The organism is Micromonospora globbae, assembly GCF_036184225.1.
GTDB lineage: Bacteria > Actinomycetota > Actinomycetes > Mycobacteriales > Micromonosporaceae > Micromonospora > Micromonospora globbae.
In genome coordinates this window covers 1,369,032-1,384,342 of record NZ_CP108084.1, presented here as the reverse complement: position 1 = coordinate 1,384,342, position 15,311 = coordinate 1,369,032, and the positions used below count along the sequence as shown (strand labels likewise).

The 15,311-nt window shown below is 74.4% G+C and carries 5 protein-coding genes; 2 read left to right on the top strand and 3 right to left on the bottom strand.

The annotated features are described in order from the left end of the window. Positions 1 to 52 precede the first annotated feature (52 nt). Positions 53 to 1,846, bottom strand: a complete 1,794-nt coding sequence (locus tag OG994_RS06105) for an ABC transporter ATP-binding protein (RefSeq protein ID WP_328852488.1) — start codon at positions 1,844 to 1,846, stop codon at positions 53 to 55. 82 nt (positions 1,847 to 1,928) lie between these two features. On the opposite strand from OG994_RS06105, the gene OG994_RS06100 reads away from it, so the two are divergent. Continuing rightward, positions 1,929 to 2,351 (top strand): MarR family winged helix-turn-helix transcriptional regulator, encoded by a 423-nt coding sequence (locus tag OG994_RS06100; RefSeq protein ID WP_120326269.1) that lies wholly within the window; start codon positions 1,929 to 1,931, stop codon positions 2,349 to 2,351. A 135-nt stretch (positions 2,352 to 2,486) separates the two neighbouring features. After that, positions 2,487 to 4,271 (top strand): N-acetylglutaminylglutamine amidotransferase, encoded by a 1,785-nt coding sequence (locus tag OG994_RS06095; protein ID WP_328852487.1) that lies wholly within the window; start codon positions 2,487 to 2,489, stop codon positions 4,269 to 4,271. 59 nt (positions 4,272 to 4,330) lie between these two features. Here the strand turns inward: OG994_RS06095 and OG994_RS06090 are convergent, their stop codons facing one another. Beyond that, positions 4,331 to 5,464, bottom strand: a complete 1,134-nt coding sequence (locus OG994_RS06090; RefSeq protein ID WP_120326271.1) for a carboxylate-amine ligase — start codon at positions 5,462 to 5,464, stop codon at positions 4,331 to 4,333. 139 nt (positions 5,465 to 5,603) lie between these two features. Then, positions 5,604 to 15,257 (bottom strand): calcium-binding protein, encoded by a 9,654-nt coding sequence (locus tag OG994_RS06085; RefSeq protein WP_328852486.1) that lies wholly within the window; start codon positions 15,255 to 15,257, stop codon positions 5,604 to 5,606. Between the last annotated feature and the right edge of the window lie 54 nt (positions 15,258 to 15,311).

Sequence of the window (15,311 nt, the reverse complement as noted above, 5' to 3'; positions counted from 1 at the left end):
CAACGGTGGTGGCCGCGGTCCTCCCCCGCGGCCACCGTCGTCGGCGGCCACCTCAGGCGGCCAGGGCGGCGTACCGGCCGTTGCGGCCCATGAGGCTGTCGTGGGTGCCCCGCTCGACGATCCGGCCGTGGTCGAGGACGGCGATCTGGTCGGCGCCGCGCACGGTGGAGAGCCGGTGGGCGATCGTGATGGTCGTCCGCCCCTCCGCGAGGGCGTCGAACGCCCGTTGCACGGCCCGCTCGGTCTCGGTGTCGAGCGCGCTGGTGGCCTCGTCGAGGATCAGCACGCGCGGGTCGCGCAGCAGCGTACGGGCGATGGCCAGCCGCTGCTTCTCGCCGCCCGAGAAGCGGTGGCCCCGCGACCCGACGACCGTGTCGTACCCGTCGGGCAGGCCCACGATCACGTCGTGGATGTGGGCGGCGCGGGCCGCGGCCTCGATCTCCGCATCGGTGGCGTCCGGCCGGGCGTAGCGCAGGTTCTCCCGCACCGTGGTGTGCAGCAGGTAGGTCTCCTGGCTCACCACCCCGACGATGGCGGCGAGGTCGGCCAGGCGCAGGTCGCGCAGGTCGACGCCGTCGATGGTGATCCGGCCGCTCGTCGGGTCGTGCAGCCGGCCGACCAGGGCGGCGAGGGTGCTCTTGCCCGATCCCGTCTCGCCGACCAGGGCCAGCCCGGTGCCGGCGGGCACGTCGAGGGTGACCCCGGCGACGGCCGCCGTGTCACTGCCCGGGTAACGGTAGGTGACCTCCTCCAGGCGCAGGTGACCGCGGACGCGGCGCGGGTCGATCCGGACCGGCCGCGCGGGCTCGGCCACCTCGACCGGCAGGTCCAGGTACTCGAAGATCCGGGCGAAGAGCGCGAGCGACGAGGTCAGCGAGACACCCACGTTGAGCAGCTGCATCAGCGGGCGGAACAGCCCGTTCTGCAGCGTGGTGAACGCGACGAGGGTGCCGATGCTGAGACTGCCGGCGGTGCCGGGCAGGCCGGCGCCGAGGTAGATGAGCGCCGGGACGGCGGCGAACACGACGCTCATCGAGGCCATCCGCCAGCGGCCGGCGAGTTCGCTGCGCAGCTCCAGGTCGACCAGGCGGGCGGAGGAGGCGGTGAACCGCTCGATCAGCGCCGGCGCGGTGCCGAGCGTCTTGGCGAGCTGCACGCCGCTGATCGACAGGCCCTCCTCGACGGTGACGTTGAGGTCGGCGAGTTCGCGCTGGCGGCGGGCCGTGACCTCCCGACGCAGCCGGGCGACCCGGCGGGTCAGCCACACGGCCGGCGGGAGGATGAGCAGCGAGACCAGGGACAGCCGCCAGGAGAGCGCGACCATGGCCACCACGGTGGCCACCACCGTCGTGAGGTTGGCGGCGATCGACGTGGCGGTGGAGGTCACCACCGACTGCATGCCGCCGATGTCGTTGGTGATCCGGGACTGCACCTCGCCCGTGCGGGTGCGCGTGAAGAAGTTCAGCGACTGGCGTTGCAGGTGGGTGAACACGTCGGTGCGCAGGCGGTGCATGACCTCCTGACCGACCCGGGTCGAGATCCAGGTCTGCAGCACGCCGAGCACGGCGGTGACCGCGGCCACCGCCACCATCCCGACCACCAGCCAGACGAGCAGGGTCAGGTCGCGCTCGGGCAGGGCCCGGTCGATGACGTGTCGGAGCAGGAACGGCGAGGCCATCGCGAGGACCGACGAGGCCACGATGATCGCGGTCACGGTGGCGAGCGCGGCCCGGTGCGGGGCGAAGAGTCCGGCGATGCGCCGCAGCGACACCTGCCGGGCCTGCGCCTTCTCCTCGGCGCTGACGGTACGGGGGCCGCGGTCGCGGCCGGTGGGGGTGGGTTCCAAGAGCGGGCACCTTCCGACGGGGATCGATTCTGAGGTTACCTCATCATGAGGGAACAACCGTACTGGCTGTTACCGTATTCCGGTGAACGAGGCGCACGGCGACGACGAGACCCTGGCCGAGGCGTTCTGGGGGGTGGCCCGGCAGCTGCGGCAACGCACCCGGGAGGCGCTCGCGCCGTGGGACGTCACGCCCAGCCAGGCCCGGGCGCTCGGCGTCCTGGCCCGCCACGGGGTGCTGCGCCCCGGCGCGCTCGCCGAGCACCTGCGCATCGCCCCCCGCTCGGCCACCGAGGTGGTCGACGACCTGGAACGGCGCGGACTGGCCGAACGCCGTCCCGACCCGAACGACCGGCGCGCCACGCTGGTGGCGCTCACCCCGGAGGGCGTACGCACCGGCGCCGCCATCCGGGCCGCCCGGCAGGCCGAGGCCGACCGGTTCTTCGCGGACCTCGACCCGGCCGACCGGGAGCAGCTCGCCCGCATCCTGCGCACGCTGCGCGGCTGACCCCACCCCCGTGCGGCCCGGGTTTGACCACCGACGGGCCGGGTAGCCGTGCGCGTCCGATGAACGGGACGGTGTGGGCCGACGGGAGGGCCGCGTGGTACGCCTGCTCAGCCGTGAGACCGGCGGCCGTCGCTGATGTGCGGTATCGCCGGGGAGGCCCGGTTCGACGGGTCGACCCCCGATGACGCGGCGGTGACCCGGATGACCGAGGCGCTGCGCTCACGCGGCCCGGACGGCGAAGGGCTGTGGCGCGACGGGTGGGTGACCCTCGGGCACCGCCGGCTGACCATCATCGACCTGTCCGACGCCGGCGCCCAGCCCATGGTGCGCGAGGACCTGGGCCTCGCCCTCGTCTTCAACGGCTGCATCTACAACTACCCCCAGCTGCGCGAGGAACTGCGGGAGGCCGGCCACACCTTCCACTCCACCAGCGACACCGAGGTGATCCTGGTGGCGTACGCGCACTGGGGTGAACGGTTCGTCGACCACCTGGTCGGCATGTTCGCCATCGGACTGGTCGACCGGGCCCGGCGGCGGCTGGTGCTGGTCCGCGACCGGCTCGGCATCAAGCCGCTCTACCTCGCCGAGACGCCGGGGCGGCTCCGGTTCGCGTCCACCCTGCCGGCGCTGCTGGGCGCGGGCGACGTGGACACCGGCATCGACCCCGTGGCGCTGCACCACTACCTCTCCTGGCACTCGATCGTGCCGGCGCCCCGGACGGTCCTGCGCGGGATCCGCAAGCTGCCACCGGCCACCATGCGGATCGTCGAGGCCGACGGGCGCCGCCGCGACGAGGTGTACTGGCAGCCCGACTACGCGCGCGACCCGGCCGACGCCGGCATGGACGCCCGGGACTGGCAGGCCGCCGTCGGGGACGCGCTGCGCACCGCCGTACGCCGGCGGCTCGTCGCCGACGTGCCGGTCGGCGTCCTGCTCTCCGGCGGGCTCGACTCCAGCCTCATCGTGGCGCTGCTCGCCGAGGCCGGGCAGGAGCACCTGCGGACGTTCAGCATCGGCTTCGACAGCCGGGGCGAGGAGGCCGGCGACGAGTTCACCTACTCGGACCTCGTCGCGTGGGCCTTCGACACCGACCACCAGCGGATCCGGCTCGCCGACGACGACCTCGTGCCGGCCGTACGGCGCACCGTGCTGGCCATGACCGAGCCGATGGGCAGCCACGACGTGGTCGCCTTCCACCTCCTCTCCGAGCAGGTGGCCCGGCACGTCAAGGTGGCCCAGTCCGGGCAGGGCGCCGACGAGGTGTTCGCCGGCTACGGCTACCACCAGCCGCTGGCCGGGGCGTCCCGGGAGGCCGCCGGACCGGTGTTCACGGAGGCGTTCTTCGACCGCGACCACGCCGAGCTGAACCGCGTCGTCGGCCCGGCGTACGCGCTGGACCGCGACGCCAGCCGCGACCTGCTCGACGAGCACCTGGCCGCGCCCGGGGCGCAGACGGCGCTGGACGCGGTGCTGCGGCTGGACACCCACCTGATGCTGCCCGACGATCCGGTCAAGCGGGTGGACAGCATGAGCATGGCGTGGGGGCTGGAGGTGCGCACGCCGTTCCTCGACCAGGACCTCGTGGCCCTCGCGGCCCGCTGCCCACCCGAGCACAAGGTCGCCCAGGGCGGCAAGGGGGTGCTCAAGGAGGTGGCCCGGGAGGTGCTGCCGGCCGAGGTCATCGACCGGCCGAAGGGATACTTCCCGGTGCCGGCGCTGCGCAACGTCGACGGGCCGGTGCGGGAGCTGGTCATCGAGGCGTTGCAGGCGCCCGAGGCCCGCGAGCGTGCCCTGTTCCGCCCCGAGTACGTGGCGGGGCTCCTCACCGAGCCGGACAGCGCCGAGGCCGCCGCCGGCAGCAACAAGCTCTGGCAGCTGGGCCTGCTGGAACTCTGGCTCCAGACGCACGGCGTGCGCTGACGGCCGGGCGCCGGCGGCACGGCTCAGCCCGCGACCGTCCAGGCGCCGGGCGGCACGGCTCAGCCGGCGACCGTCCAGGCGGTCAGTTGGGCGAGCACGGCGCGCAGGTCACACGTCTCGTCGAGGATCCGGCGCTGCCGGGTGGCACCGGTGCCCTCCGCGCGCAGCCGGGTCAGCTGGTCCAGCACGTACCCGAGGTCGCCGTGGCGGACCAGCGCCGGCGACACCGTGGCGAACAGTTCGTCGACCAGCTCCCAGGCCGGCCGGGCGCCACCGCCCCGCAGGTCGATCAGGTCGCCCTCCAGGCCCTCGTGCGCGGCCCGCCAGTGGGCCGCGGAGACGAGGCAGTCGCGGATGGGCGCGGCGGGCACCCCGGCGCGGGCGTCGTCGAGGACGGTGGCCACGAGGGCCCGCAGCAGCGCGGCCACCAGCACGGTGTCGTCGACGGTCGGGCAGACGTCCCCGACCCGGATCTCCACCGTCGGGTACGCCGCGGACGGCCGCGCGTACCAGTAGACCATCGCGTCGTCGAGCATCACGCCGGCGGCGATCAGCTCCTGCACCGTCCGGTCGTAGTCGTCGGCCGACGCGAAGTACGGGGTCGGGCCGAGGCTGGGCCAGCGTTCCAGCTGCATGGAGCGCCAACTGGCGTGCCCGGTGTCGTGGCAGTCGTGCAGCGGTGAGTTGGTGGCGATGGCGTGCACCACGGGCAGCCACGGCCGCAGGTGGTTGCACACCTGGACGGCCAGCTCGCGGTCCGGCACACCGACGTGCACGTGGCAGCCGCAGACGGCCGGGTCGTGCGCCACCGGCCCGTACCGCCGCGACATGGCGTGGTAGCGCGGTTTGTCCGGCACCGTCCGGTGCGGCTCGTGCATGGGGGTGGCGCCCACGGCGACCAGCCGGGCGCCGGCCGCCTCGGCCGCCGTGGCCGCGGCGCGCCGCAGCGCCACCAGGTGCGCGCGCAGCTCGGTCAGCTCGGTGCTCACCGGGGTGACCATCTCGACCATGCTGTGCCGGAACTCCTGCCGGCTCTGGTCCCGCGCCGGCCCGCGCAGCGCCGTGAGCACCCGCTGGGCCACCGGCAGGTTCTCCCCCGTCGCCGGGTCCAGCAGCAGGAACTCCTCCTCCACGCCGAGGGTCAGCGTGGCGAGGTCGGGCACCGCGGTGGCGATCGTCGGACGGTACGACATCCGTTTCGGCGTCCGTTCGTCGGGCGGCGCGCCGGGCGCCGCGCAGCCGGCGCGGGGGGTTTCCCATCGGCCGCGCGGCCAAACACCGCGCGGCCCGGACCCCCGCTGCGGGGGTCCGGGCCGCGACGTGCCGGTGCGGTCAGTCGGTGCAGGACGGCTGGTCGAAGTGCCCCGGCGTGCCGGGGTACGCCGGGCCGGCGCCGTGGTCGCGGTTGTCCTTCGGGTACACGAGGGCCAGTTCCACGAACGCCGACGTGCCGGCGGTCGTGGCGTCCGACGCGTCCCGCCCGGCGCCCGAGCCCCAGGCGACCCGGCTCAGGAAGTTCTGCATGGCCGGGCTGTGCTGGCGGACGTCGTTGAAGCCGCCGTAGGCCGAGTTGCAGTGGGTGAAGAGGTTGTAGGCGCCGTTCCAGTCGATGAGCCGGTCACCGTTGTTCGGCCCGTTCTTCGTCACGTCGCCCTGCAGCACGTCCCGGTCCCAGCCGCCGTAGATCCAATCGGTGCCGTGGTGGTGCTGGTTGTCGGCCACCTCGCCGTCGTCCAGCCCGGTCATCTCGAACCAGAGGCACGGGTCGACGGTGACGCCGCCGTTGGTCACCGGCCAGGCACCGGCCGCGCAGTCGTCCGGGTACGCGCCGCGCGGGCGGAAGTCCAGCAGGTCGGAGCCGAGGACGGCGTCCACCGCCGGGCCGCCGGTCGCGCCGGCGCCGCCGAAGAGGTGGTCCACGTACTGGTCGTGGTCACCCCGGGCGGCGGCGCTGAACGCCCCGTCCACCTGGCACTGCGGCTCGGTCGCGTCCAGCACCGGGTCGCAGCCCCTGCCGCCCCAGAGCACGTCCGCACCGTCGGCCCCGAAGAGCTGGTCGCCGCCGCTGTCGCCGTTGGCCACGTCGTCACCGAAGCCGGCGTGGATGTTGTCCGCGCCCGCGCCGCCGCGGATCCGGTCGTCGCCACCGGCCGTGAGCCCGTCGTGCGGCATGGACTCCGACGTGGACCCACCGATCCAGGCGTCGCCGTCGGTGTCGTGCCGCAGGTCCACGCGCCGGTCGTAGTCGCCGGCCCGGAACCCGGTGTACGTCTCCTGCGGCGGGGACGACAGCGTCACCGTGAACCCGAGCGCCGCCACGTCGTCGGCGTTCAGGTACTGGTTCACCACGCCGCCGCGATCGCCGAGGATCGCGTCCCGGCCGTCGTCGCCGTACAGGGTGTCGGCGCCCAGCTCACCGAAGAGGTCGTCGTCGCCGGCACCGCCCCGGATCAGGTCGTCGCCGTCCTGGCCCCAGATCCCGTCGTCGCCGGCGTCGCCGAAGAGCTGGTCCGCCCCGTACGCCCCGGCCGGCTCGCACGTGGCCTGGGCCGTGGTGCAGAACCGGGTGGACGGCCCGGGCAGCGCCGGGTCGTGGGTGCGGGAGCGGGTGGCGTCCGCCGGCACCGCGCCGGCCGGGTACCGCTCGCTGTACACCCGCTCGGCCGGCTGCCCGTCGGTCGTGACGACCGTGCGCAGCAACGAGCCGTTGTCGCCGAGCAGCACGTCCGCGGCGCCGTTGCCCTCGACGACGTCACCGGTGTCCCGGAAGCCGGGCGCCGCGCTGCCGCCGATCAGGTCGTCCTGCCCGGCCGGCTCGCCCGGCCCGGTCAGGTCCTCGGCCGCCGACGGGGAGCCCGGCCAGCCGGCGTCCGGCAGCGGGGTGACCGTGGCGTGGCCGGCCGCGCCGAGCGCGGAGTCACCGCGCAGCACGTCGGCGCCGCCGTTGCCCTCCAGGTAGTCGCCGCCGCCGTCGCCGGTCAGCGCGTCGTCGCCGTCCTGGCCCCAGAGGGTGTCGACGCCGTCGCCGCCGCTGAGGTGGTCGCCACCGTGCCGGGCGGTGTCGGCCGCCGCCCGGTCGAGCAGCACCACGATCCGCGGCCCGAACGGCGCGCCGCCGGAGCCGAGGCGGACGGTCGCCGCGGTCGGGGTCTCGCCGGGCAGCGGTCGCAGGACGGCGCCGTTGTCGCCGATCACCGCGTCCGAGCCCGGGCCGCCGAACACGGCGTCCGCGGTGTCCGGCTGGCCCGTGGTGGCCGCGCCGGAGCCGTCGTACGCGGTGCTCGACCCGCCGACGAGGTCGTCGTCGCCGTAGTTGCCCTCGACCCAGTCGGAGCCCGGGCCGCCCTCGGCGAAGTCCGCGCCGCCGCCGGCGTGCACCCGGTCGGCGTCGCCCTGGCCGAAGATCACGTCGTCGGCCGCGCCGCCGGAGATTAGGTCCCCGCCGCTGGTGCCGGCGGCCGGGTCGAACCCGAGGTCGAGCAGGGTGACCCTGCGGGGTGGCCCGGCCCTGCCCTGGGTGACCCGGGTCGCGTCGGCGTCCGCCGGGACGAAGCGGGCGTTGTCGCCGGCGATCAGGTCCTCGTCGGCGTCGCCGTACAGCTGGTCCCCGGCGTCCGGCCGGCCGGTGCCCGCGGCCGCCTCCTGGCTGGAGCCGCCCACGATCTCGTCGCGCCCGGCGTTGCCGTGCACCACGTCCGCGCCGTTGTTGCCCTCCAGCTGGTCGTGGCCGCCGTCGCCGTCGACCCGGTCGCCGCCGAGGCCGCCGTACGCCACGTCGTCGTCCGGGCCGCCGGAGATGACGTCACCGGCGCCCGCACCGGGCTCGTCACCGGCCAGGTCCAGCGGGTACGGCCCGACGTCGCCGACGCGGGCGCTGCCGTTGTCGCCGACGATGCGGTCCGGCCCGTCCTCGCCGTAGATCCGGTCCTGCCCGTCGCCCGCGCCGGCGACCCGTCCGCCGCCGTAGAGGACGTCGCCGGCCGGCCCGCCGAAGAGCTGGTCGTCGCCCGCGTTGCCCTCGACGGTGTCCACGCCGTCGCCGCCGTGGAGCCCGTCGTCGCCGGCGTTGCCGAAGAGCAGGTCGTCGTCACCGTCGCCGTGCAGCTGGTCCACCCCGTCCGCGCCCCACGCCCGGTCCGCGCCGGCGCCCAGGTGCAGGGTGTCGTTGCCGAGCTGGCCGCAGGCGAGGTCGTCCCCGCCGCCCAGGTCGGCGCGGTCGTCGCCGCCGCCGGCCGCGACCCGGTCCACCCCGGCGCCGCCGAGGATGAGGTCCCGGTCGCCCTGGTCGGACGGGGCCGGCTGGCCGTCGGCGAGGGTGGCGTCACCGCAGGTCTCGTCGGGCAGGTGCCGGTCGCCGAAGACGACCGCGCCGCCGTCGCCGCCGATCACGTGGTCCCGGCCCGCGCCGCCGACCAGCAGCTTGGTCTGCGACTGGACCCCGGTCGGCAACGGCGTGTGCACCACCTCGCGGAAGCGGCCGTACCCGTCGTCGTCGCCGGCCGGGCCGACCTCGGACGGTTCGGCGATCACGTGGTCGTCGCCGGGGCCGCCGAACACCTCGTCGGTGCCGTACCCGCCGATGAGGACGTCGTCGGCGCCGTAGCCGTAGAGCCGCCCGGTCTGGCCGTTGGCGGAGTGGGAGACGACCAGGTCGGTGCCGGCGCTGCCGTGCACGACGTCCTGACCGCTGCCGGTGTCCACCTGGTTGGTGAGCCCGGCGTCGCCGGTGCCGTTCTCGTCCACGCCGGCCGGCACCGTGGTGTCGAACGTGTGGATGGTGTCGTTACCCCGGCCGCCGTTGATGGTGTCCCCGCCCGGGCCGCCGACCAGCAGGTTGCTTCCGCTGGGCCGGTCGTCGGCGCGTACGCCGAGCACGTCGTCGCCGCCGTTGCCGTAGACGGTGTTCGCACCGTGCCCGACGGTGACGTGGTCGGCCGCGCCGCCGGTCGAGGCGGTCGGCTCGGTCAGCGTCGTCCAGTCGACCAGCCCGGTGAGGGTCTTGTCGCCCACCGACGTGTGCACGACCGTCGGCGGCCGGTTGGCGCCGCCGAGCCCGCTGTCGCCGGCCACCACGTTGTCGCCGTCGCCGGTGGTCACGGTGTCCGCGCCGGGGCCGCCGGCCACGCGGCTGACCACGCCGGGCGCCTCGGCGGTGACGATGACGTCGTCGCCGCCGCGCCCGTCGACGTAGGCCGGGCCGGTGCCGGTGCGGATCTGGTCCCGGCCGTCCGAGCCGAGCACGACGGCCGTCCGGTCGAACGCCGACGTCCTCGTGCCGTCGCCGCTGGTGTCGCCGTCGCCGAGCAGCAGCACCGACATGGCGGTCTTGCCCGCGTCGGCGACCTGGTAGCCGCGGCCGTCGACGACCACGCGGGTCAGCCCCGGGTCCAGGAACTCCTGCCGGCGGCCGAGCGCCTCGACCGCGAAGCCGTCGAAGTCGTCGGTGGCGCCCTCCTGGCCGGCGTCGGCGTAGTGCAGCGCGTACACCTTGACGACGTCGCCGGCGTAGGTGTCGCCGCCGTTGTCCCACGCGTCGTGGCCGCGCTGGTCCTTCGTGCCGAACTTGCCGGCGAAGACCACGAGCGTGTCGCCCACGGTGCCGCCGAGTTCCGGTGGTGGCGGTGAGCAGTCCGGTTGTGCTCGGAAGTCCAGCAGGGTCGCGTCGACCAGGGTGAAGTCGAACGTCTTGGAGAACAGGACCAGGTCGATGGTGATGTAGACCTTGAGGAACACCGACAGCGCGCCGCTCGTGGTGAACAGGCAGATCGGGTTGACCAGCAGCGCCTGGAGGAACTCGCTGGTGCGGAACTTGCCGTCGTTGTTCGGGTCGTTCCAGCTGAACCCGACGGTCAGCCGGATGCCGCCCTCGATCCCGGCCTTGAGGAACAGGACGTTGACCTGGGCGCCGGCGGCGATCTCGCCGCGCAGGGTGACCACCGGGACGGCGTTGCCGTTGCTGTCGGCGGTCTTGAAGTACAGACCGTCGAGCAGCTTCACGGCGTCGACCGCGGTGCCGTCGGAGGCCGCTTCGATGGCGTGCCGGATGCCGGCGGTGTCCAGGCCGGCGATGAACCGGGCGGTCACCGAGGCGCTGCCGGCCAGGGTGATCATGACGGGCGGCGGCGCGTAGACCGGGCCGAACGACTGCCGCCAGCTGAACCCGAGGGTGAGCGGCCCGGAGTCGAAGCCGACCAGCTCGACGTCCTGGCCCATGAGCAGCCCGAAGAGCGAGCCCGGGTTGTCGAAGACCGGGAAGGTGAAGCCGATCTTGTCGGCGGTGGACTTGCCGTCGCCGCCCTTGGCGAAGATCTTCTCGCCGTCCTCACCGGCGGCTGTGTCGACCGCCGCCTTGACCTCGTCGGGGGACTTGGCCTGGGTGAACTCGTCGGCCCGGTCGATCAGGGTCTCCGCCGAGGCCGGCGAGACCTCCGTGGTCAACGCCTTCTCCGGGTTGACCAGGAACTGGCCCAGCGGGATGGAGCAGCCCGCGTCGCAGTCCGGGATCCGGTTGACGAACGTGACGACGGCGCGGATGGTGTCCACGAACTCCAGGTCCGGCCCGTCGTTGAGGGTGCTGAACTGTTTGGCCAGCCAGACCAGGGTGATGTCCGGCCCGCCGGTGGCCTTCGACAGGTCGGAGAGGACGGGGATCGGCGCGTACAACGTGTCGATGACCGGCTGCAGCGGCCCGGTGACCGCCTTGAGCTGCTCGACCACCGGCTTGAGGATCTTGTCGAAGAACGCGCCCGCGTCCAGCGCGATGTCGGTGAACGTGATCCGCAGCCCGTGGTCGGGGTTGTCCCCCGCCGCCGTGAGCGCCCCGCGCTGGTGGGTGAGCTGCCAGCTCAGCCCGAAGCGGGCACTGATGCCGGGCATCGCCGAGGCGGCCTCGCCGCCCGCGTCGACCTTCGCCGCGAGCTTCCAGTCGATCTTCACCTTGGCGGTGAGGTCGGTGGCGACGAGCGAACCGAGGTCGCCGAACTCGGCCAGGGTCAGCTTGGCGTCCGGGTCGGCCACGCACTGCCCCGCCGGGAGGTCACCGAAGCAGCTCTGCTCCCCCGGCGAACCCTTGAGGTCGATGGCGAAGTACGCGCTGACCAGCGGGTCGGTGCCCTGCTTCTGCGCGTTGACCCGGATGAACGCGAGCTGCGCCGCCAGGTCCGACGGCATGTCGAAGGACGCGCCGATGGCCAGTTCCGGCGCCCCGTCGCCGGAGTGCGTGGCGACGTGGAAGCCCTCGTCCCGGTCGAGCACCAGGTCCAACCGCAGCTTCCAGCCCAGCCGGGCCTTGATGCCGTCGGTGGCGCCCTTCTCCGCCTTCAGCGACAGGCCGGGGACGCCCAGGTCCAGCGGGACGTCCACGCCGAGGCAGCCGTCGCCGGTGCAGCCCTGCTGCGGGTCCGGCGCGCCCCGGCTCGCGGTGAGGGTGATGCGTACCGACTGGAAGTCCTCGGGACCGCAGGTGTCGGCGTTGGCGCGGCAGGTGACCGTGCTCGTCGCCCCCGGCGCCACCTCGGCCAACGCCGCGTCCAGGGCGGCCTGCACGCCGGCCCGGTCGAGGGTCGCGTCGGCCAGCACCGGCCCGATGGCGGCCTTCACCTCGGCGCGCAGGTCGGCGATGAACCGCTGTCCCTGTTGCAGGTCGTCGCCGACCAGCGGGAGCTTGCCGTCGAAGCTGGCCAGCCGCAACGCCTCCTCGACCTTGGCGAGGTAGCCGTCGATGCCGACGTTGAAGTCGGTGAGCTTCAGCGACAGGTTCTCGAAGCAGGCGCTCAGGTCCGGCGTCGTGGTCTGCGCCGCGAGGTCCAGGCCGAGTTCGAGGGAGAGCTGGTTGTCCGCGCCGCCCGGGTCGCAGCCCTCCACGGAGACGGGCGCGCGGGCGCAGACGGGCGTGTCCTCGCCACCGACGCCGTCGCCGCAGTCGGTGCCGGCGGTGGTGACGCTCGGGGTGACGCCGAGCAGACCGGAGATCGGCCCGTCCGCGGCGAGCCCGCCGAGGCCGAAGCTGAGGTTGGTGCGTACGGTGCCGGGGTCGTCCTCCGTGCCGAGGTCGAGCGCGAGGGGGCCGACCCGGGCGGCCACCGCCAGGTCGGTGACGGCGCCGTTCACCGTCACGTTCGCCGACGACGTCCGGTCCAGCAGGGGCACGCCGTCGGCGCGCAGCGGCAGCAGCAGGCCGAGCTGCGCCCGCGCGTCGACGTCGACCGTGTACGCGCCGGAGGTGTCCAGGCTCACCAGCTCGCGGGCGCCGTCCCAGCCGAAGGTCAGCGGCCCGCCCGTCTGGAAGCCGCGCTTCCAGTCCAGCCCGAGCCGCAGGTACGGCCCGCCGGCCCGCTCGTCGAGCGTGAACGCGATCCCGCTGCCCTCGCCGATGGCCTTGTTGAGCACGTCGAGCGCGTCCTGGAGGGTGTCCGGCGGCGCGGCCAGCAGCCGGTCCACCGCGTCGGCCAGCTCCGGCCGGAGGGCGTACGCGGTGCCGTCGGCGGGGGTGGGCGTACCGGCGGGGTCGATCCGCAGGGTCTGCCCGTCGACCCGCTCCAGCACCCGGTACGCCTTGCTGCCGATCACCACGGCCCGGTCGGCGAGCGTCGGGGCGAAGCCGCTGCCCTCGTCGCGGGTGGTGTCCTTCAGCAGGAACGTGCTGCCGTCGGTGGTGTACGAGACGCCGGCGCCCACGCCGCTCTCGTCGCTGCCGAGCAGTTCCCGGGCGGAGCGCCCGAGCAGCGGGATCTCGGTGTCCAGCGGGCCCGTGCCGGCCGCGGGCGCGCCGAGCGCGGCGTTGACGAGCCGGAGCGCCTCCACCACCAGGGCGAAGAGGGCCTTGGGGTCGTCCGGGTTGAAGTCGAGCGCGAAGAGGCCGTCCAGCTCCGAGGTGTCGACGCTGGGCTGGCCGCCGGCGGTCCAGCTCACGTCCACCCCGACGCCGTCGCCCAGCGCCCCGGTGGCGCCGGGCACGCTCACCTCGACCCGGCCGGTGGTCCGCACCGAGTGGCTGGCCGCGAACAGGCCCGTGGGGTCGTCCTTGAGCTGGGTGAACAGGTCACCGAGGCTGATGTCCCGCGCCTGCTTGAACCGCACCTCGATCATGCGCTGCCCGGCTGCGGCCGGCCCCACGGCGAGGTTGCCGCCCAGCTTGACCTTGAGGAACCCGGCGGTGGCGTGGAAGTCGACGGCCGTGCTGATCGGGAAGTCGGCGGCGAAGAGCGGGGTGGCGGGATCGGTGCGCAGCAGGATCCGGTCGGCGTTGGCGGCCGGGTCGCCCAGGTCGCGCAGGTCGAGCACCAGGGTGACGGCGGCCGTGTAGCGCGGCGTGACCGTCGCGAAGCTGGCCTGGGCGTTGGCGGCCCGCAGGCCGACCTGCTTGCCGCCGACGGTCTTGCTGAAGGCGCTGCCGAGTTCGACGGCGCCGGTGTGCGGGCTGGAGCCGCTGACCACCCACGCGCTGTCGGCGGCCGGCTGCCCGCCGATCCAGTTCTCCGCCAGCGTGACGGTGTCGGCCGTGTTGCTCTGCACGGTGCCCGCGGACGTGCCGGCGACCACGCGCTGGCCGACGAGGCTGCCGGGGGTGAACCGGTTGCCGTCGACGCGGAAGCCGTTGGCCGTGAAGGTCGCCCCGCGGCCGGAGACGGAGGGTGCGCCGGGGTCGAGCGGCACCTCGGCCGTGGCCTCGTGCTCCAGCTTCACCCGGAACACCAGCTTGTCGTCGGCGAACGAGACGCCGTCGACGGGCAGGCCCTCGGCGGCGAGCAGCGTGAACAGCTCCTGGATGGACTCGAACTTCGGCTGGCCCGCCTTGGCCGGGTCGTCGACGCCGGGCTGGAAGTGCGGGTCCTCGGGGCGCGGGTGCACGTGCTCGCGGAGGAACGCGACGATCTTCTCGTTCACCTTCACCGCGTCGGCGACGGTGCCGCGCAGGAAGGGCAGGTCGAGGTTGCCGGCCGGCCCGCTCTGCTGCACGCCGCCGATGAGGGTGGCGAGCTGGGCCAGCCCGGTGGCCAGGTCGAGCGGGCTCATGCTGCGGAACCGGCCGATGGTCTCGTCCAGGCCGGTGGTGGTGACGGTCGGGGTGCCGACGGAGATGTCGTTCCAGTCGACGGTCACGGTCGCCGCGATCGGCGGCAGGGCGACGGGCACGCCGGAGGTGGCGGCGCCGAGCTTCACCACGGCGTGCAGCGAACCGGGGCCGGGCTCGGTCTCGGTGTCGGAGATCCGCCCGCCGCCGGAGTTGTCGAGCGCCACCTGGGCCAGCCCGGCGAGGGAGCCGGCGGCCCCGAGCTCGCCGGTGCCGGCGCCGGACGGGGTGTCGAAGGCGAGGCGGCCGTCGCCGTTCGGGTCGGTGAGGGTGACCTTCAGGTGGGTCCGGGCCTCGAGGGTGCTGCCGCCGGTCAGGGTGACGCCGAGGATGCCGACGGAGGCGGTGGCCTCGTCGAGGTCGCCGCGGAAGCGGGCCACGGCGTCGATGTCGATGCGCGGCGCGTCGCCGTCGCGCACCAGGTAGGTCTCCCCGGCCGCGGTGTGCCGGGCCCGCAGGTGCAGGGTGGCCCAGCCGGTGACGTCGACGGCGTCGGCCACGGTCACCCCGGCGACCGCGAGGTCCTCCTCGGCGATCTGGCGTTTCGTGGTGAGCAGGACGTCGAGCAGGTGGTCCCCGCCCTCCTCGGTGACGGTGCTGGTCAGCCGGGTGCCTCCGCCGAGGTCGACGTCGCGTGTCAGGTCGTCGGCGAGGGCGTCGGCGGCGGTGCGGGCCAGCTCGTCGGCCTGGACCAGCGCGCCGGGGCTGGCGTCGAGCAGGGGAAGCGGCTGGGCGAGCGCCCCGATCCGGGACAGACCACCCTCGGCCCAGGTGGCCGTGCGGTTCATCAGTCCCTTGAGGGCGGTCTCCCAGGCCTCGTCGGCGTGGGCCGGCGGCGCCGTCCACACCAGAGCGAAGGTCACCGTGAGCAGGGCCGCGAGCAGTGCGGCGGTCGTACGCCGGAGGGCCACCATGAGCCACCTCGTTCCGAAGGGGATGGCCGTTCACCGACGGCGTCGCGGACAGCA